Origin of the sequence: Kribbella sp. NPDC026596 (genome assembly GCF_040638415.1) — a bacterium.
Classification (GTDB): domain Bacteria; phylum Actinomycetota; class Actinomycetes; order Propionibacteriales; family Kribbellaceae; genus Kribbella.
Genome location: NZ_JBEZYF010000009.1, coordinates 80,493 through 97,486 on the forward strand (window position 1 = coordinate 80,493; position 16,994 = coordinate 97,486).

At 69.9% G+C, this 16,994-nt stretch carries 16 protein-coding genes; 6 read left to right on the forward strand and 10 right to left on the reverse strand.

From position 1 onward, the window contains the following. Positions 1 to 76 precede the first annotated feature (76 nt). On the reverse strand, positions 77 to 343 hold the full coding sequence (locus tag AB0E63_RS09920) for a WhiB family transcriptional regulator (RefSeq protein ID WP_132150138.1): 267 nt from the start codon (positions 341 to 343) through the stop codon (positions 77 to 79). Between the two features lie 308 nt (positions 344 to 651). Continuing rightward, positions 652 to 1,875, reverse strand: coding sequence for a hypothetical protein (locus AB0E63_RS09925; protein ID WP_360363758.1), 1,224 nt, complete (start codon positions 1,873 to 1,875; stop codon positions 652 to 654). 116 nt (positions 1,876 to 1,991) lie between these two features. On the opposite strand from AB0E63_RS09925, the gene cofD reads away from it, so the two are divergent. The 3 genes from cofD to AB0E63_RS09940 all read left to right on the forward strand — a co-directional run bounded on the left by cofD (position 1,992) and on the right by AB0E63_RS09940 (position 4,746). After that, positions 1,992 to 2,969 carry a 2-phospho-L-lactate transferase gene (cofD, locus tag AB0E63_RS09930; RefSeq protein WP_360363760.1) on the forward strand — a complete coding sequence of 326 codons (978 nt, stop codon included), beginning with the start codon at positions 1,992 to 1,994 and terminating at the stop codon, positions 2,967 to 2,969. Next, the gene (locus tag AB0E63_RS09935) at positions 2,966 to 3,940 is read left to right on the forward strand and encodes a coenzyme F420-0:L-glutamate ligase (RefSeq protein ID WP_360363762.1); all 975 of its coding nucleotides are present in this window, start codon (positions 2,966 to 2,968) and stop codon (positions 3,938 to 3,940) included. Before cofD ends, AB0E63_RS09935 begins: the two co-directional genes overlap by 4 nt. An 86-nt stretch (positions 3,941 to 4,026) precedes the next feature. Next, positions 4,027 to 4,746 carry a DUF3105 domain-containing protein gene (locus AB0E63_RS09940; protein WP_360363764.1) on the forward strand — a complete coding sequence of 240 codons (720 nt, stop codon included), beginning with the start codon at positions 4,027 to 4,029 and terminating at the stop codon, positions 4,744 to 4,746. Positions 4,747 to 5,054: 308 nt separating this feature from the next. Here the strand turns inward: AB0E63_RS09940 and AB0E63_RS09945 are convergent, their stop codons facing one another. The 5 genes from AB0E63_RS09945 to AB0E63_RS09965 are packed head-to-tail and all read right to left on the reverse strand — an operon-like array spanning position 5,055 to position 10,552. Continuing rightward, positions 5,055 to 6,152, reverse strand: coding sequence for a mannose-1-phosphate guanylyltransferase (locus tag AB0E63_RS09945; protein ID WP_360363766.1), 1,098 nt, complete (start codon positions 6,150 to 6,152; stop codon positions 5,055 to 5,057). An 11-nt stretch (positions 6,153 to 6,163) separates the two neighbouring features. After that, on the reverse strand, positions 6,164 to 7,231 hold the full coding sequence (locus AB0E63_RS09950) for an NAD(+)/NADH kinase (RefSeq protein ID WP_360363768.1): 1,068 nt from the start codon (positions 7,229 to 7,231) through the stop codon (positions 6,164 to 6,166). Positions 7,232 to 7,280: 49 nt separating this feature from the next. After that, positions 7,281 to 8,351: a hemolysin family protein gene (locus tag AB0E63_RS09955; protein ID WP_360363770.1), complete on the reverse strand. Its 1,071-nt coding sequence runs from the start codon at positions 8,349 to 8,351 to the stop codon at positions 7,281 to 7,283. Next, positions 8,348 to 9,685, reverse strand: a complete 1,338-nt coding sequence (locus AB0E63_RS09960) for a hemolysin family protein (RefSeq protein WP_360363772.1) — start codon at positions 9,683 to 9,685, stop codon at positions 8,348 to 8,350. Before AB0E63_RS09960 ends, AB0E63_RS09955 begins: the two co-directional genes overlap by 4 nt. Before the next feature lie 45 nt (positions 9,686 to 9,730). Next, a complete protein-coding gene (locus AB0E63_RS09965) occupies positions 9,731 to 10,552 on the reverse strand; it encodes an SDR family NAD(P)-dependent oxidoreductase (RefSeq protein WP_360363774.1) in 822 nt (273 codons plus the stop codon). A gap of 70 nt (positions 10,553 to 10,622) precedes the next feature. Here AB0E63_RS09965 and AB0E63_RS09970 point away from each other — a divergent pair, with 70 nt between their 5' ends. Then, the gene (locus AB0E63_RS09970; protein WP_360363776.1) at positions 10,623 to 11,546 is read left to right on the forward strand and encodes a LysR family transcriptional regulator; all 924 of its coding nucleotides are present in this window, start codon (positions 10,623 to 10,625) and stop codon (positions 11,544 to 11,546) included. On the opposite strand, the gene tatA is transcribed toward AB0E63_RS09970, so the two are convergent. Then, positions 11,478 to 11,732 (reverse strand): twin-arginine translocase TatA/TatE family subunit, encoded by a 255-nt coding sequence (gene tatA / locus AB0E63_RS09975; protein ID WP_360363778.1) that lies wholly within the window; start codon positions 11,730 to 11,732, stop codon positions 11,478 to 11,480. The two genes, AB0E63_RS09970 and tatA, sit on opposite strands and share 69 nt — an antisense overlap. 66 nt (positions 11,733 to 11,798) lie before the next feature. Here tatA and AB0E63_RS09980 point away from each other — a divergent pair, with 66 nt between their 5' ends. Together AB0E63_RS09980 and AB0E63_RS09985 are read left to right on the forward strand one after the other, a co-directional pair. After that, positions 11,799 to 12,479 carry a TIGR03089 family protein gene (locus AB0E63_RS09980; RefSeq protein WP_360363780.1) on the forward strand — a complete coding sequence of 227 codons (681 nt, stop codon included), beginning with the start codon at positions 11,799 to 11,801 and terminating at the stop codon, positions 12,477 to 12,479. Next, positions 12,476 to 13,273, forward strand: a complete 798-nt coding sequence (locus AB0E63_RS09985) for an SDR family NAD(P)-dependent oxidoreductase (protein WP_360363782.1) — start codon at positions 12,476 to 12,478, stop codon at positions 13,271 to 13,273. The genes AB0E63_RS09980 and AB0E63_RS09985 overlap by 4 nt, the downstream gene beginning before the upstream one ends. Here the strand turns inward: AB0E63_RS09985 and AB0E63_RS09990 are convergent. Together AB0E63_RS09990 and AB0E63_RS09995 are read right to left on the reverse strand one after the other, a co-directional pair. Next, a complete protein-coding gene (locus tag AB0E63_RS09990) occupies positions 13,248 to 16,460 on the reverse strand; it encodes an AAA family ATPase (RefSeq protein WP_360363784.1) in 3,213 nt (1,070 codons plus the stop codon). The genes AB0E63_RS09985 and AB0E63_RS09990 overlap by 26 nt on opposite strands. 32 nt (positions 16,461 to 16,492) lie before the next feature. Beyond that, positions 16,493 to 16,912: a cyclic nucleotide-binding domain-containing protein gene (locus AB0E63_RS09995; protein ID WP_360363786.1), complete on the reverse strand. Its 420-nt coding sequence runs from the start codon at positions 16,910 to 16,912 to the stop codon at positions 16,493 to 16,495. Between the last annotated feature and the right edge of the window lie 82 nt (positions 16,913 to 16,994).

The following is a 16,994-nucleotide window of genomic DNA, read 5'->3' on the forward strand; positions in this document are numbered from 1 at the left end:
CCGCGGGCCCCGGTGACTGGTCGTCCCCGGGGCCTCGCGGAAAGTTCGTGTGAAGTTGTGTGCCGGGTAGTGACCGTCAGACGGCCTTTTTCTTCAGCTTGCGGCGTTCCCGCTCCGACAGCCCGCCCCAGATCCCGAAGCGCTCGTCGTTCTGCAGTGCGTACTCGAGGCACTCGCCCCGCACGTCACACCCGAGGCAGACCTTCTTCGCCTCACGCGTGGAACCGCCCTTCTCCGGGAAGAAAGCCTCTGGGTCGGTCTGGGCGCACAGTGCCCTTTCCTGCCAGTTCGGCTCCTCCTCGATCGCCTCACCGTCGACAATCGCCATCAGGCCCTCTGTCACGGTACGACCTCCTCGACCCTGTTCGTTCCCCTGTACATGTGGGTTTGCGGTCCCACATGCCTGACCTCGACCGTTCTGTGTGCTGAAAACGGTCCCCGATACCGAGTGTCAACGAACGACACGATTGAAATTACATTCCTGCAATCCACGAAAGTCAAGCTGTGGTCTGCTATTGGCGTCATCCGCAACACGGCTGCAAAAGAACGAGAGGCCTGCGTACACAGGCCTCCCGCATCCGTCGACGCCCGGGCGAGGCGCTGTGAAGTAGTTCCACGGCCACCTCGGCAAGGGCTTGCTGCTTGTCAGCCTCAGGAAGGCTGGGACCACCAGCCCTGCTGACCCTGACCCTGCTGCGGGTTCTGCTCGTCCTTCTCGGGCTCGGTCACCCGCGGGTCGACCCGGGTCTCGTCAGCCGCCTCGGTGGCCGGCTGCTCCGGCTGGGCCGCCTCGGCGGCCGGAGCCTCCTCGGCCTGCCAGGCCTGCTCCTGCGGCCACGGCGCCTGCTGGGCCTCGGGCGCCTCGTGCGAGCCCTCTTCCCGGACCGCGTGCTCGCCCTGGCCGGCCCACTCCTGCTGACCCTGCGGCTGCTGCTGGCCGTAGTCCTGACCGCTCCACTGCTGCTGGCCGGCGTCGGCGCCGCCCCACTGCTGCTCCTGCGGCCACTGCTGGCCCTGGTCCTGGCCGCTCCACTGCTGCTGGCCTTCGGAGCTCCACGCCTGCGTCGGCTCGACGCCCTGGCCCTCGGCCGACCAGGCCTGCTCGGCCGGCTGCTGCTGCGGGTCCGCGTGCTGCTGTGCCTCGGCCTCGCCGGCTGACCAGGCCTGCTGCTCACCCTGGTTCCAGCCCTGCTCCTGCGGCCACTGCTGCTGGTCGCCCTGCGCCGCCGCGTAGCCACCGACCGCGCCGCCTGCGGCTGCCGCGCCGTACCCGCCGTACTGGCCCTGGCCCTGGTCGTACTGACCGTACTGGCCCTGCGGCTGGCCGTAGCCACCCTGCTGCTGACCGTACGGCGCCGTCTGGCCGTACTGCTGCTGGCCGTACTGGCCCTGCTGGCCCTGGGGCGCGAACTGACCCGGCTTGGGCGCACGGACCGGCGCCGGCAGCGCCTGGTACGTCTTGAGGATGTAGAGACCGGCGGCACCGTACAGAGCCAGGCCGGCGAGTGCGTAGATGAAGCCCACGACCTTCAGACCGGCGGTGCTGGTCTCGTTGAAGCCCGCGAACGCCGTGATCAGGCCGACCAGCAGCGCCACACCGGTGATCACCAGCGCGGCCAGGGCCACGGTACGGGCGTTCGGCGTCCGCTCACCGGCCTCGCTCACCAGCCAGACCGCGCCCGCCAGGGCGACCAGCAGCAGGAGCGCGCTGAACGAGGGCGGGGTGAGTATGCCTTGCACGCCTCCGGCGGCGGCTGTGAAGCCGGCGCCGCCGACGAACAGCCGGATCAGCGAGGCCAGCACGAGCAGGCCGGCGAATGCGAGCAGGATGTACGCGACCGGCTCTCTGAGCTTCTTGGTTGCGTCGGTGACCACGAGGGCTCCTCGGGATGTTGGGGGGCCGTACAACTGAGCTGTGCGGATGGTTCGGACCCACCGCAGCATAGTCGTGCGGTGGTCCGACCGATTGACGACTCGTGCAGACTCTTCCCATGCGATTGACAGTGCTGGCCGGTGGCATCGGCGGATCCACGTTCCTGCGCGGGCTGCTGAAGGCCCGCCCGGACGCCGAGATCACCGTGGTGGGGAACACCGCGGATGACATCACCCTGTTCGGGCTGCGGGTCTGTCCGGACCTCGACACGGTGATGTACACGCTCGGTGGCGGCATCTCGGCCGAACGTGGCTGGGGCCGGGAGGACGAAACCTGGGTGATCAAGGAGGAGCTTGCGGCGTACGGCGTGGAGCCGACCTGGTTCGGCCTCGGCGACCGGGACGTGGCGACCCATCTGGTCCGCACACAGATGCTCGACGCCGGGTACGGCCTGACCGCGGTCACGGAGGCGCTGTGCGAGCGCTGGAAGCTGCCGGTGCGGCTGCTGCCGATGAGTGACGACCGGGTCGAGACCCACGTGGTCGTGGACGATCCGGACCAGCCCGGCCGGCGCAAGGCCGTCCACTTCCAGGAGTACTGGGTCCGCTGGCACGCGGAGGTCACCGCGCACCAGATCGTCGCCGTCGGCCAGGAGAAGGCGAAGCCCGCGCCCGGTGTGCTGGATGCCATCGCGGACTGCGACGCGCTGATCCTGCCGCCGTCCAACCCCGTCGTCTCGATCAGCACGATCCTCGGCGTACCGGGGATTCGGGAAGCGGTCCGCGAGACGTCCGCGCCGGTCATCGGGCTGTCGCCGATCATCGGCACCAGTCCGGTCCGCGGCATGGCCGACAAGGTGCTGGCCGCCGTCGGTGTGGCCTCGACCGCCTCGGCCGTGGCGCGGTACTACGGTTCGCGCGCGTCCGGCGGCGTACTGGACGGCTGGCTGATCGACAGCTCGGACGCGATCCAGGCGGATTCGATCGCCGGAGCCGGAATTCACGTCCAGGCGGTGCCGTTGTGGATGACGGACGAGACCACCACCGCCGCGATGGCTACCGCGGCACTGAACCTCGCGGAGGCCGTACGGCGATGAGGAAGCACCTGGACGTCTTCCCGGTGACCGGACTACCCGAGGTGGCGGCCGGGGACGACCTGGCCGCGCTGATCGCCGAGGGGACCGATCTGCGGGACGGCGATGTCGTGTCGGTCACGTCCAAGATCGTCAGCAAGGCCGAGGGCCGGCTGACCCACGGCACGCGGCAGGAGGCGATCGACGCCGAGCTCGTGCGGGTCGTGGCCCAGCGCGGCGAGACCCGAATCGTCCAGACCCGGCACGGCCTGGTGATGGCGGCCGCCGGGACGGATACGTCCAACACCGCCCCCGGCACGGTCCTGCTGCTCCCGATCGACCCCGACGAGTCGGCCCGGCAGCTTCGGACCGCCCTGAAGCAGCGGTACGACGTCAACGTCGGCATCGTGATCACGGACACCCTGGGCCGCCCGTGGCGCAACGGTCAGACCGATCTGGCCATCGGTGCCGCCGGAGTCCGCGTGGTGGAAGACCTCCGCGGTACGACGGACAGCCATGGCAACGTCCTCGCGGTGACAGAACCGGCTCTGGCCGACGAGATCGCCAGTGCGAGCGAGCTGGTCAAGGGCAAGGCGGACGGCGTCCCGGTCGCCGTACTGCGGGGCCTGCAGGACGCCGTACTCCCGATTGGGGAGCATGGCGCCGGAGCGCGGGCGCTGGTGCGGGACGCCGAGCAGGACATGTTCAGCCTTGGGACTCGCGAGGCCGCGCGGGCCGCCGTACTGGAACGGCAGGCGCCTACGGGTCCGCGGGACGTCGATCCGGCGCTGTGGGACGGGCTGCTGGACGAGGCCGAGGACATTCACCTCGAGCTGCTTGACAACGCTGTCACGGTCTTCGGAGACGAGCCCGTCGCGGTCGGGGTGATCGCTGAGCGGCTCGCCGTACTGCTGCACGCGGAGGGGTACGGCGTCAGCGTGCGGACTGGACCGGGCAGTGAGGCGACGATCACGTTCGGCTCACGGTCGAAGTAGTTTTCTAGGTAACCTCTCAGGGTCGCTGCGTACACTGCTCCCGCACGGCGGCGCGGTGGCCGCCCAGATCCGGGAAGACCAACACTGTGGGTAAAGCGTCGTCGCAGAAGCAGTCGCGCCGCGAGATGATCGAGAAGATGCAACGGGACCAGGCCCGCACGGACCGGAACCGGACCATCCTCATCGTGGTCGCGTCGATCGTGGTCGGTCTGGCGATCATCGCCTACCCGGCGATCCGGCTGATCCAGGACTCCCGGACCAAGAACCAGGCCATCACCGAGCTCGGCGTGGCCGCGTCGGCGGCGTCCTGCGACGCACCCACCAACGACGAGGCCGGCGGCACGCAGGACCACAAGCCCGACGGCACCGTGATCAACTACTCGGTCTCACCGCCGTCGTCCGGCCCGCACTACGCGACCTGGGCGCCGTTCAACAAGAAGTTCTACACCCTCGACGACCGGCCGCCGGTCGCGAACCTGGTGCACAACCTGGAGCACGGCTACACGATCCTCTGGTACAAGGAAGCCCTCCCCAAGGACCAGATCGACCAGATCGAGAAGCTCTCCAAGGCCAAGCTGCCGGACAGCACCAACGGCAAGTTCATCGCCGCGCCCTTCCGCGAGACCGACGGCAAGCCCTGGCCGGACGGCAAGAACATCGCCTTCTCCCACTGGAGCGGCAACGCCGCGGGCCAGGATAAAGCCTTCGGCCACCGCCAGTTCTGCGGCTCCGTCAGCGGCGACGCCCTCAAGCAGTTCATGGACAAATACCCCTCCACAGACGCCCAAGAACCCGCCGGCGGCTAATCACCCCGCCGCCACCCGCCGCCGAAAGGACACCGCCTTCGGCGGCGGCTGTTCTTTGAGCACCTCCGGCGCCGCGCCCACCCGGCGACCCGCGCAACGCACCCCGCGAAGCCAACTTGAACACTACCCAGCCACACCGAACGCCCCCGAGAAACTACCTCCCGGGGGCGTTCGCATCCGTGCATGCGGACATGTAACACTCACCAACGCGCGAGGGCCGAGGTGGATCACGCTCAGCTCGTGGCCGATGAAGACTGCTGCGGTGGGTTAGTGAGTGCAGCAGGTCCGCCGAACAACCCGCGAGCGGGTTAGAGGTAGCGTTCGGCGTGGTCTGATTGGACTTGGGCTACTAGGTCTTTTACTCGTTCGCCGTCGGACAGCGGGCAGACCATGGTTACGTCTTGGGTGTGGACGATGATGTGGCTGCGGAGGCCGACGGCGGCGACCAGGTGGTCGGGGTCGTCGGTGACGATGATGTTGTCGTGGGAGTCGAGCAGGCAGCTCAGCGTGGTCCCGTCCGTACGGTTGCCGTTGGCATCGGCGTCGTACGTGCCGGCCAGCGCCGCCCAGGAGCCGACGTCGAGCCAGTGCACCGGCATCGGTACGACGACCACGTCTGCGTCCACCTTGCCCTGCGAAGCCGGCTCCATCACCGCGTAGTCGACGCTGATCTTGCGCAGGTTCGGGTAGATCTCGGCCAGCGTCGCCTCACGCGTCGGCGTGTCCCACACGGACGCGACCTGACGCAGCTGAGCGGCGGATTCCGGCAGGAGCTCGTCCAGCACGCTCAGCACGGTCTCGGCCCGCCACACGAACATGCCGGAGTTCCACCAGAACCGCCCGGTGGCCAGGTACTCCTCGGCGGTCGCGCGATCCGGCTTCTCCCGGAACCGGTCGACGGCGAACGCCTTGGTCCCCTCGATCGGCGCACCGCGTTCGATGTACCCGAGTCCGGTGTGCGGATGGGTCGGCTCGATCCCGAACGTCACCAGCGATCGGGCCCGTTGCTCGACGACCGCGAAACCGTTCTCGATCGCGGCCCGGAACTCGTCCTCCGGACTGATCAGGTGATCCGACCCGACGAACGCCACCACCGCGTCGGGGTCGTTGCGGGCCACCACCGCGGACGCGAGGCCGACCGCGTTCGCGGTGTCCCGGCGGGCCGGCTCACCGATGATGTTGTGCTCGCCGAGCTCGGGCAGTTCCTTGCGGACGACCTCGGTGTACGCACCGACCGTGCACACGTAGATGTTCGCCGGCTCGACCAGGCCGCGGAGCCGGTTGTACGCAACCCGGAGCAACGAGTCGCCGGCTGCCAGCGGCAGCACCTGCTTCGGCCGGTCGTCTCTGGACAGCGGCCACAACCGGGTCCCCGAACCACCAGCCAAGATCACCACGTTTCGCATGAGGAGAGACCCTACCGGTCCTCACCAGCCGGTGGCGGAATCCTGAGGTGGGCAAGGTCTGGTGGGACCGGTGTGGTCGTCCGCCAGAACAGGTCGGACTCGCCGTCGAGCGCCGTCGCGGGCGCGTCGGTAAGTCGGAAGCGGTCACGCAACCGGCCGTAGAAGTCCGTCGGACGCAAGCGGACCAGCCGAAGCCGCCGGTGCGATCCATACACGCCGATCCAGTCACCCGGATCGAGAACCCCGCGCAGCTGCCCGTCGATGCTGACCGCAGCCTGGCCGGAGTGCGGGAGGACGCGCAGCGCGACCGGCTCGTCCGGTGCCGCGACAACCGTTCGATTGAAGGTCATATGCGGTGCCACCGGCGTGAAAACGATGGCCTCGGCGTTCGGCGACAGGATCGGCCCACCGGCCGCGAAGCTGTACGCCGTGGAGCCGGTCGGCGTGGCCACGATCACCGCATCGGCCGAGTACGACGCCAGCAGCCGGCCGGCGAGGTACACACCGAGGGCCACCTGGTGGTCGCGTGCCAGCTTCTCGAGGACGACGTCGTTCAGCGCGGTCACGTCCAGAGCGACACCCCAGCCGTCGCCCTCGGCCACCTCTCGGCGAACCGCCGGTGGCGGCAACGCGGGACCATGCCCGTAGCGCAGAAACGACTCGATGCCACTCGGGATCTCCAGCGGACGCGAGGCCCGCATGGTGAGCGTCATCCGCTCCTCGTACGTCGCCCCGCCGTGGTGCACCGCTTCCAGTGCGGTCTCGACATCGCGGCACGCCACCTCGGTCAGGAATCCGACCTTGCCGAGATCGACTCCGAGCACCGCGGCGTCGTTCTTCGCCGCGATCCGCGCACCGCGCAGGAACGTACCGTCTCCGCCGAGCGTGACGATCAGATCCGGGTCCCCCGCGTGATGCAGCTCGTCCATCCCACCGCGCCGGTCCTCGTGCGCTTTCCACACGTCGATGGCCGTGCAGCCGATGTCGTGTTCGGCCGCCCATTCACGCACGGTCGCGGCGGTCCGCACGGCCACCGGCCGCCCCTCGTGAACGACAAGCCCAATCCGGCTGATCGGCACGGCGCTCTCCTCCCGACGGGTATCTGGCTACACGGTAGCCGCCGCAAATCTACTGCTCCGGTGATTCTGCCTTCGCGGCGCTGACGATCGGGTCGGTCTCGTCGTCGAACTCCCCGATCACCTCCTCCAGCAGATCCTCCAGCGCCACCACGCCGACCGGCTGATCGGAATCGCAGACGACGGCCAGCTGGGACCGCTCGTCGCGCATCGTCCGGATCGCGGTCGCCACCGGGGCCCCGGCCGCCAGGCGCAGGGGTGCGGTCATCAGGTCGGAGGCGCGCAGCGTCGTACCGGCACTCGTGGTCGCCCGGGCCGCGTCACGGACGTGGACGATGCCGCAGATCGTCGTACCCGAGTTGACGACCGCCAGGCGGCTGCGGCCTTCGCGGCGGCTGGTCAGCTCGACCTCGCGGGCGGACGCGTCGGCGGGGACCGTCGAGAGCTGGGCGATCGGGGTCATCACCTGGGAGACCGTGGTGTTCTGCAGCGCCAGCATCGCGGTGAGCAGGTCGTGCTCGGGTTCTTCCAGCGTGCCGTGCTGCCGGGAGGAGCCGATCAGCAGGCGCAGTTCGTCCGGACCGTGCGCGTTGGCCAGCTCGTTCTGCGGGGTCACCTTCACCAGCCGGACGCACAGGTTGGCGATCCAGTTGAGCACGAGCAACAGCGGGCGGAAGACCCACGTGAAGCCGCGGAACGGGAGCGCGAGCAACAGGGCGGACCGCTCGGGGTTGCTGATCGCCCACGACTTCGGTGCCAGCTCACCGAGCAGGACGTGCAGCAGGCCGATCCCGGCGACGGCGATGATCAGCGCGATCACATGACCGACGCCCTCCGGAATGTTGACCAGCTCGAACAACGGATGCAGCAGGTGCGCCACGGCCGGCTCGCTCAGTGCGCCGAGACCCAGGGTGCACAAGGTGATGCCGAGCTGCGCGCCGGCGAGCATCACCGACAACTCGCTCACTCCGGCGAGCGCGGCCCGGGCCGCCCGGCTGCCGGACGCGGCCGCCTCCTCGAGCCGGTGCCGCTTCGACGCGACCAGGGCGAACTCGGCGGCGACGAAGAACCCGTTCAGCGCCAGCAGGATCGCCGAGATGATCAGGGCGAGCGTCGTACTCATGCCGTCCGCTCCATCACGACGAGACCGGGCACCCGGCGCTCGATGGTCTGCACCGTGAGCCGGACGAACTCGGCCGGGATCGGACGCCCGTCGTGGTCGATCCGCTGGACCAGCTCGACCACGAGGTCGTCGCCGACCACCGGGATCCGGCCGAGCCGCGCCATCACCAGGCCGGACACCGTCTCGTAGTCGTCGTTCTCGGGCAGCGCGACCCCGGTGGCCTCCTCGACCTCGTCGAGCCGCCACCTGGCCGGCACCACCCACGAGCCGTCGCCGCCCTGCACCAGCCCGGTCTCCGGCAGGTCGTCCTCGTCCCGGATCTCGCCGACCAGTTCCTCCGCGATGTCCTCGAGCGACACGATCCCGGCGAACCCGCCGTACTCGTCGACCACGATCGCGACCTGGCGACGGGCCGTCCGCAGCCGTTCCAGTACGCCGGGCAGCGGCAGCGTGAACGGTACGACGACGGGTTGCGTAGCCAGTGAGCCGGCCGCGATGTGCTCCCGGTCGGCCGGTTCGAGCTCGACCACGTCACCGATCGCGACCACGCCGATCACCTCGTCGACCGACTCGGCGATCACCGGGAACCGGCTGTGCCCGGTGTCCAGCAGGTCGACGACTCGGGTGAGCGGCTCGTCGCGGTGCACGGTGACCACGTCCACGCGCGGAACCATGGCCTCACCGGCGGTCCGGGCGCGGAAGTCGAGGCCGCGGTCGAGCAGCCGCATGGTGTCCTGGTCCAGCAGGCCCTGCTCGTACGACGTCGCGATGATCCGATCGAGTTCCTGAGCGGTCGCGCCCTGCGGCAGCTCCTCGATCGGCTCGATCCCGACGCGGCGCAGGATCCGGTTCGAGGCCGAGTCGAACACCCGGATCAGCGGGCCGGCGACGGTCAGGTACAGCAGCGTGGACCGGGCCAGCCGGAGCGCGATCGCCTCGGCCTTCGCGATCGCGAGGTTCTTCGGCGCCAGCTCGCCGAGCACCATCTGGATGATCGTTGCCAACAGCAACGCCAGGATGACCGAGACGGACCTGCTCACGGCTTCCGGCATCCCGGCCGATCCGAACAGGTCCTCCAGCCCGGCACCGAGGTACGGCTCGGCGAAGTACCCGGCCAGCAGCGCGGTGATGGTGATGCCGACCTGCGCTCCGGACAGCACGAAGGACAACCGGGAGGTCACCTTCAGTGCCCGGACCGCGGCCGCGTCACCGCCGTCGGCGAGGGTCTGCAGCCGGCTCCGGTCCACCGCGACGTACGCGAATTCCTGGGAGACGAAGTAGCCAGTGGCAACGGTCAGCACCAGGATCAGAGCCAAACCGGCCACGATCAACATGTACTGACCTTAAGAGAACTCCAGCCCCTGGAGTACCGCGGGGGCTTATCGAGACGGCTTCCAGGGGAGGACCTTGCCGTCGCGGATCAGTTCGCCGTACATCGCCGGGTCGAGGTGGTCGGCGAGGATCAGGTCGACGATCGGGGTGACCGCGTCGGCCGGGGACTTCGCCTCGCTGAAGTCGTCGAACCACGGCCGGGACGCCCGGGTGTCGACGAGACCGGGGCAGACCGAGGCGACCAGGGTCCCGTCGGCTAGATCCTGCGTACGCCGGTCCGCGGCGACGGCTCGTACGGCGGCCACCTGCGCCACCTTCGACGGGAAGTTGATCCACTCGGGCCAGCCCTGTTCGCCGGCGTGGATCGCGGCCCGCCAGTCCTCGACCGCCTGCTCGACCTCACCCAGCGTGACGCCGTCGAACCGCGGCCACAACTCCTCCGGCAGATGATCGAGCGTCCCGAGCGAACTCGCCACCACGATCAGCCGGCCACCCGGCTTCAGGATCGGCCCGAACGACCGCAGCACTGCCTGAGCCCCGAGATTGGCCACGTCGATGAACACGTCCGCCTGCTCAGCCTGCGTCCGATCCGGATGCAAGGGACCCACCGCGTTGGAGATGACGATGTCGACCGCTCCGAGCTCGGCCGCCAAAGCTGCGACCGCCTCGGAATCCGTCACGTCCAGCACTCGCCCCTCGACTCGGGCGACTCCGTGCACCTGACGAACCGCGTCACCGACCCGCTGCGGATCCCGGCCGGTGAGCAGGACCAGATCCTCGGCGTTCAGCCGGTCTGCCAGAGCTTCTACGAAAGCGAAACCGATGCCTTGGTTGGCGCCGGTGACGAGGGCAATGCGTTGTTCTGTCATGTGGCAAACGTAGGGCGGTCACATGCATGACTCCAACGAAACTTCGGCACAGGTAGTATGCGTAAACGTCATGGACTTCAGTGATGTCTCACTCGTCGCGTTGCGGGTGTTCCGGGAGGTCGCCGAGCGCGGCACGTTCACGGCGGCGGCGACCGCGCTCGGGTACACCCAGTCGGCGGTGTCCCGGCAGATCGCCTCGCTCGAGCGGGCCGCGGGCGCGCCACTCCTGGAGCGACGGCGCGAAGGTGTGCTGCTGACCGCGGCCGGTCACGTCGTACTGCGGAATGCCGCCGGGGTACTGGATCAGCTCGACGCAACGGCCCGGGAGCTCGCCGGGCTACCCGCCGCCGGCGGGACGGTGCGGTTGGGCTGGTTCCCCAGCGCCGGCGCGGTGTTGTTGCCACGGGCAATCAGTGCGGTCCGGCGATCACATCCGTCGATCACGGTGACGACGCGGGAAGGTTCGACCCCGGCGCTCGTACGGGCGCTGCGGGCCGGGACTCTCGAGCTGGCGCTGCTGGCCTCGGCGCCACCGTTCCGGCCGCCGGACGCGGAGTCGCCCGCGTTGAAGCTGGAGACGCTGGCCGAGCGGAGTCTGCGGCTCGCGGTGCCGGCCAGCCATCCGCTCGCGGCCCACGACTCGGTGGACGTGGACGACCTGCGCGGTCAACGCTGGATCGCCGGCCCCGCGGCCGGTGAAGAGTTGCTGATGGGTGTCTGGCCCGGGCTCGACGAACGGCCGGCGATCGCGCACACGGCCCGCGACTGGCTGGCGAAACTGCAACTGGTCGCGGCCGGCGCCGGGTTGACCACGATCTCCGCGTCGATGGCCCCGGCGGCACCACCGGGTGTCCGCGTGGTGACGGTCCGCGGTGGGTCGAAGGAGTTGCGCCGTACGATCCTGGCTCGGCTGCCCGGCCGGCTGTCAGAGCCCGCGGCGGTCCTCGCCGACGCTCTCCGAACCGCCGCCCTCGAGGTCAGCCCGCCCGGCTGACCCGGTCCCGGTCGCCTCGACCTCGGGTTTCTCGTCGTCGCCGGACCTCGCCTTGTTGAACTCGTTCATCGCCCGGGCCGCGTTCTTGGTGAGCTCCGGCAGCTTCTTCGCGCCGAAGAGCAGCACCACGATGATCAGAATCACGACCCATTCGCCACCTTGCGGCAGCTCGAGCTGTGGCACCATCACAAGCCTTCTTTCCCTGAATCCCCCACCAAAGTACGTCGGCGCGCGAACCGTAGGGTGGGCCATATGTCACGAGTTCTGCCCGAGCTGTTCGCGGCCGCGGTCCGCCGGGACGGTGCCGGCCCCTTCCTCACCTACTACGACGACGCGAGCGGTGAGCGGATCGAGCTGAGCGCCCTCACCACCGCGAACTGGGTCGCCAAGACCGCCAACCTGCTGGTCGACGAGTACGACCTGGAGTCCGGCGAGACCGTCGCGATCGGCCTGCCGCCGCACTGGCTCGGCGTGGTCTGGGCGCTGTCCACCTGGTCGGCCGGCGCGTCCCTGACCAGTGGCACCGGCACGCTCGCGATCACCGGCCCGGACTTCGGGATCCGGGGCTCCCGGGTGACCGTCGCCTCCGCGTTGCTCCCGCTCGGCGGCCGGTTCCGCGAGCCGCTGCCGGACGGGATCCGCGACTACGGCGCCGAGGTCTACAACCACCCGGACGTCTTCGTCCCGTTCGACCCGCCGGTGCCTACGTCACCGGCGTACGAGGATCTGACCCACGACGACCTGATCGGTACGGCGGAACCCGTCACCGACCGGATCCTGGTGACGCGGGACCTGACCACGCGGGACGGGGTGAGTCTGCTCGTCGGGGTGATCTCCGGAGGTGGTTCGATCGTCCTCTGCCGCAACCTCGACGCCGCCAAGCTGGAGCGCCGGGTCGCGGACGAGAAGGTCGACCGAGTGGTGGAGGGGTGAACGTGCAGCGGTTCGAGGGACGGGTGGCTCTGGTCACGGCGGGTGCGCAGGGAATCGGCGCGGCGGTGGCGCGGCGGCTCGCCGACGAAGGTGCGTCGGTGGTCGTGACCGATCTCCAGGAGGAGAAGGTCGCGGAGGTCGCCGCCGGGATCGGTGACCGGGCGCTCGGGTTGCGCGTCGATGTGACGAGTCGTCCCGATGTCGACACGGCGATCGCGGCCGCGGTCGAACGGTTCGGCCGGCTGGACGTCGTGGTCAACAACGCCGGCGGCTGCATCGTGACGTCCGTACCCGAGGACACGACCGCCGAGGAGTGGCATCAGCAGCTCGACCTGACGCTGGTCGGCGCGTCCCGGTGCATCCAGGCGGCGCTCCCGCACCTGGTGAAGACCCGCGGCAACGTCGTCACGATCAGCTCGGTCAACGGCCTGGCCGCCTTCGGCAACGTCGAGTACTCGGCGGCCAAGGCCGGGCAGATCGCGATGACGGTCAACTACGCCGCCCGGTACGGCGGGATGGGCGTCCGCTTCAATGTGGTTGCCCCTGGCACCATCCGGACCCCGAACTGGGACACGCAGCCGGGCACCCTGGAGCTCTTCTCGAAGATGTACCCGCTCGGCCGGGTCGGCGAGCCCGAGGACATCGCCGCGGCCGTCGCGTTCCTGGCGTCCGACGACGCTTCCTGGATCACCGGCCACACCTTGCCGGTCGAAGGTGGCGTCCTGACCGGCCCGGGCGGCGTCATGGACCTCACGCCGTCCGGCGCTTTCAAGAAGGAGTATCCGCAGAGCTGAACAGCTGCTCCGCCTGCACCCAGGCGGCGGGATCGCCGGTGGTGCGGTGCAGTCCGCGCAGCGCATGGGCCTGCTCGAGTTTGTTGCCGAAGGCACCCCAGTCGGCGGCGGCGCGCGCGAAACAGGTGGCTGCTGTCTCGATGTCGCCGCGGTGCTCGGCGAGCAGCGCCTGAGCCGTCGTCGCCGAGTACTCGCGCATCGGTAGCACCGGCTCCACGAAGTCCGCGAGCACCGCGCCCGCCTCGGCATGACCGGCGGCGAGCGCGGCCCGCACCAGCGACGGCAGCCGGGCATCGAACTCGAGACTGCCGCGCAGGTGGGTGAGCGAGGCGAGGAGCCTGAGGATCTCCAGTACGCCGGCCTGGTCGTCGTCGCGTGCCCGGGTCGTCGCCGCGGGCGAGGCCGCGATGGCGATCAGGTCCGGCCAGCCCGCGTCGACCGCCAGCCGGTACGCCTCCTCCGCCGAGTCCCGCGCGCCCGGGACTCCGGACTCGACTTCCGCCACTGCCAGTGCCGAGAGAACCTCGATGCGGCGCAAGGTGGTGAACGCCGGTCCGGGGTGCTCGAGCTGCGCCCGGCAGTCCGCGATGGCCCTGTCCGGCCGGCCTTTCTCGATGATCAACTGCAGGACCGTACAACTGAGTTGCTGCTCCATCTCGGCCAGCCGGCGCCGGGCGGCGAACTCACGAGCGGTGTCCAGCTCGTCCAAGGCGACCACCGGCCCCTCGATCTGCCACAGCAGCCAGCCGTAGTTCAGCCAGGTCACCGCCGCGTCGCGCCCCTGCCCGAGTTCGAGCAGCGCGGCCAGCGCCTCCTTGACGTCGACCAGTCCGCCGGTGTCGCCTTGACCGACCCGGGCGAGCCCCCGGGCCTCGAGGGCCCGTTGCGGTACGGCGTACCCCTGTTCGGCCGCCATCCGCAGGGCGCGGTCCGCCGCGACGATCGCATCCTGACGACGGCTCGCGACCATCCGGATGGTCGCCTGGCCGGCCAGCAACTGGACCAGGTCCTCGCTCGGCCCGAGATCCTCGAGCATCGCGACCGCCCGGTCGACGGTCGCCAGACTCTCCTCCATGGTGTTCAGCGCGTACGTCGACGCACGTAAGGCGCGAGCCAGTCCGCGGACGTCGCCGGACGCCTCGAATCCGGCGATCGCCTCGCGGTAGGCGGTCCGCGCGTCGTCCAGCCGGCCGGCCAGGAACGCCGCCCAGCCCCAGCGTGCGAGGACCGCCGGACGTTCTGGATCCCCGGCCGGAGTGAGCCCGAGCGCGCGGTCGAGCAGGGCCATCGCCTCGCTGGCATCGAGGTTCATCGCCAGCTCGGCGGCCATCAGCTGGTAATGGCGGGCCTGTGGCCTGATCGCCGCGACCGCGTCCGTGTCGCCGACTGCCGCGGCCAGATCGAGGGCGGTGGTGAGGTGGTACGCGATCAGGTTCGGAGTCTCGGCCTGGCACGCGGGGCAGCGCAGCTCGAGCCAGTCGGCGGCGGCGAGATGTCGCGCCGACCGAGCTGCCCGCGGCACCTGGCTGTAGGCGACGTCGCGGGTCAGCGCGTGCCAGAAGGTGTACTCGTGCTGGCCCAGCATCGTCGACCGCCGGACCGGACGCACCAGCTCCTTGCGGGCCAGCTCCTGCAGTGCCTGGACGACGTCCGCCGGGTCCCGGTCCGACAGCGCAGCAACGGCTTCGGCCCAGAACACCCGGCCGATCACGGCCGCGTCGGCGAGCAGTGCCTTGCGATCGGGCTCCAGCGTGTCCAGCCGGGCCGCGATGAGCGCGGCGATGCCGGCGGGCAGTTCGGCGGAGGCGGCCTGGTCCGGGCCGCACTCGGTCACGATCCGGGCGAGTTCCTCGGCGTACAGGGGGTTGCCGTCGGCGCGATGAACCAGGCGCCGGCGGGTCTCGTCCGGGACGTCCTGACCGGCGAACATCTCGATCAGGAGCTGATCGGTCTCGGCTGCCGTCAACCCCGAGAGGCCGATGGTGAGGGAGTTCTGCACCCCGCGGGTCCATTGCGGTCCGCGTTCGAGCAGCTCCGGGCGGGCGGTCACGACGACCAGCAGTGGCAGGTCGCTCAGCCATTCGGCCAGGTGGTCGACGAAGGCGAGCATCGCGTCCGTCGCCCAGTGCAGGTCTTCGAACACCAGAACCACCGGTGACTGCTCGGCGAACGACTCCAGCAGTTGCCGCCAGGCCGCGAACGACTCCTCCTGCGTCACCGACTCCGGCGGCCCGGAACGTTCGACGCCGACCAGCGTTCCGGCCCGGGCGCGCAGCCAGGCACGGTCGGCGCCGTCCGGCAGGATCGCATCGAGCTTGTCCGCGACCAGCGTCGGCGGATCGGTGTCCAGGACCCCGGCCTGGACCTTGAAGATCTCCGCGATCGGCCCGAACGGCGTCTCGCCGTACGGCACTGACCGGCCCTCGCGCCAGGTGACGAGCTCGTCGTGCTGATCCAGCCAGGCACCGAGCTCCGCGACCAGGCGGGACTTGCCGATGCCCGGCTCGCCCAGCAACGTGACGAACTGCGGCACCCGCTCCGCGACAGCCTTCTCGAACGCCGTGCACAGCAAGGTGAGATCACGCTGCCGGCCGACCATCGGCGTGCTGAGGTCGCGGATCACGTCCGCGCCGAACCGGGCTCGCGGCGGTCCGGCCCGCCAGCGTTCGACCGGGTGGCTGATTCCCTTGGCCACAACGGATTCCAGCGCTTCGTAACCGAACACGCGACTCGTCGCCGAGTAGGTACCAGGCCCGACCACGACCGCGCCGACCGGCGCCGAGGCTTGCAGCCGGGCGGACGTGTTGACGACCATGCCGGTGACGAACGGCTCGCCGAGCTCGGGTCGCGCGGTCAACTGGACCAGCGCCTCGCCGGTCTCGATCCCGATCCGGACCTCCAGCGGCCCGTCCGGCAGTGCGCGCACCGCCTCGAGGATGGCCAGGCCGGCCCGGACCGCTCGTTCGGCATCGTCCTCCCGGGACCGCGGTGCGCCGAACACGGCCAGGATCGCGTCCCCGGCGAACTTCTCCACCGTCCCGCCGTACCGCTCGACCGTCTGCCGCAGGGTCGCGTGGTACGGCGCCAGCCAGCGGCGGACGTCTTCGGGGTCGGCGGACTCGGACGCGGTTGTGAAGCCGACCAGGTCGCAGAACAGCACCGAGACGACCTTGCGCTCCTCGGTCATGAGGCCCCCGGGCGTTGATCGAGCAGGACGGCTCAGCTCTCGGACTCTAGCGAGCGGATCCGGGCGGTCAGGGCCTTGAGGAGGGCCTGGGCGACCTCCGGGTTCTCCTTCACGACCGGCTCGAAGGCCAGTGCGGACAGCGCGAACGTGCTCAGCCCGTCCGGCCCCGCCACCACGGTCGCGGACCGCGGCAGGCCGTCGACGAGCGAGATCTCACCGAAGTAGTCCCCCACGTTCAGCGGCCCCCGGACGACACCGTTGACCTCCACCTCGGCCGACCCCTCCAGCACGACCTGCAGGCCGGCGTCGTTCGCACCTTGCTCGATCACGTGGCGGCCGGCCGCGACCTTCAGCGTGGTGCCACGCTCGATCAGGTCGGACAGCGTGTCCTTCGACAGCCCCTCGAAGAGATCGATCTTCGACAGGAACTGCGGCAGGCTCTCGTAACTCATGGATCGCACCCCTCGATCGGTGCCCGGCGCGCGGGCGGTTCTGTGAACTGCGCCACAGGCTACAACCGGCGAGGACCGCTCA

Excerpts from the sequence above, each read along its gene's own strand:
- tatA (WP_360363778.1), bottom strand. The coding sequence starts at position 11,732 with ATGGTGCCACAGCTCGAGCTGCCGCAAGGTGGCGAATGGGTCGTGATT.
- AB0E63_RS09980 (WP_360363780.1), top strand. The coding sequence starts at position 11,799 with ATGTCACGAGTTCTGCCCGAGCTGTTCGCGGCCGCGGTCCGCCGGGAC.
- cofD (WP_360363760.1), top strand. The coding sequence starts at position 1,992 with ATGCGATTGACAGTGCTGGCCGGTGGCATCGGCGGATCCACGTTCCTG.
- AB0E63_RS09995 (WP_360363786.1), bottom strand. The coding sequence starts at position 16,912 with ATGAGTTACGAGAGCCTGCCGCAGTTCCTGTCGAAGATCGATCTCTTC.
- AB0E63_RS09965 (WP_360363774.1), bottom strand. The coding sequence starts at position 10,552 with ATGACAGAACAACGCATTGCCCTCGTCACCGGCGCCAACCAAGGCATC.
- AB0E63_RS09990 (WP_360363784.1), bottom strand. The coding sequence starts at position 16,460 with ATGACCGAGGAGCGCAAGGTCGTCTCGGTGCTGTTCTGCGACCTGGTC.
- AB0E63_RS09960 (WP_360363772.1), bottom strand. The coding sequence starts at position 9,685 with ATGTTGATCGTGGCCGGTTTGGCTCTGATCCTGGTGCTGACCGTTGCC.
- AB0E63_RS09935 (WP_360363762.1), top strand. The coding sequence starts at position 2,966 with ATGAGGAAGCACCTGGACGTCTTCCCGGTGACCGGACTACCCGAGGTG.
- AB0E63_RS09955 (WP_360363770.1), bottom strand. The coding sequence starts at position 8,351 with ATGAGTACGACGCTCGCCCTGATCATCTCGGCGATCCTGCTGGCGCTG.
- AB0E63_RS09970 (WP_360363776.1), top strand. The coding sequence starts at position 10,623 with ATGGACTTCAGTGATGTCTCACTCGTCGCGTTGCGGGTGTTCCGGGAG.
- AB0E63_RS09945 (WP_360363766.1), bottom strand. The coding sequence starts at position 6,152 with ATGCGAAACGTGGTGATCTTGGCTGGTGGTTCGGGGACCCGGTTGTGG.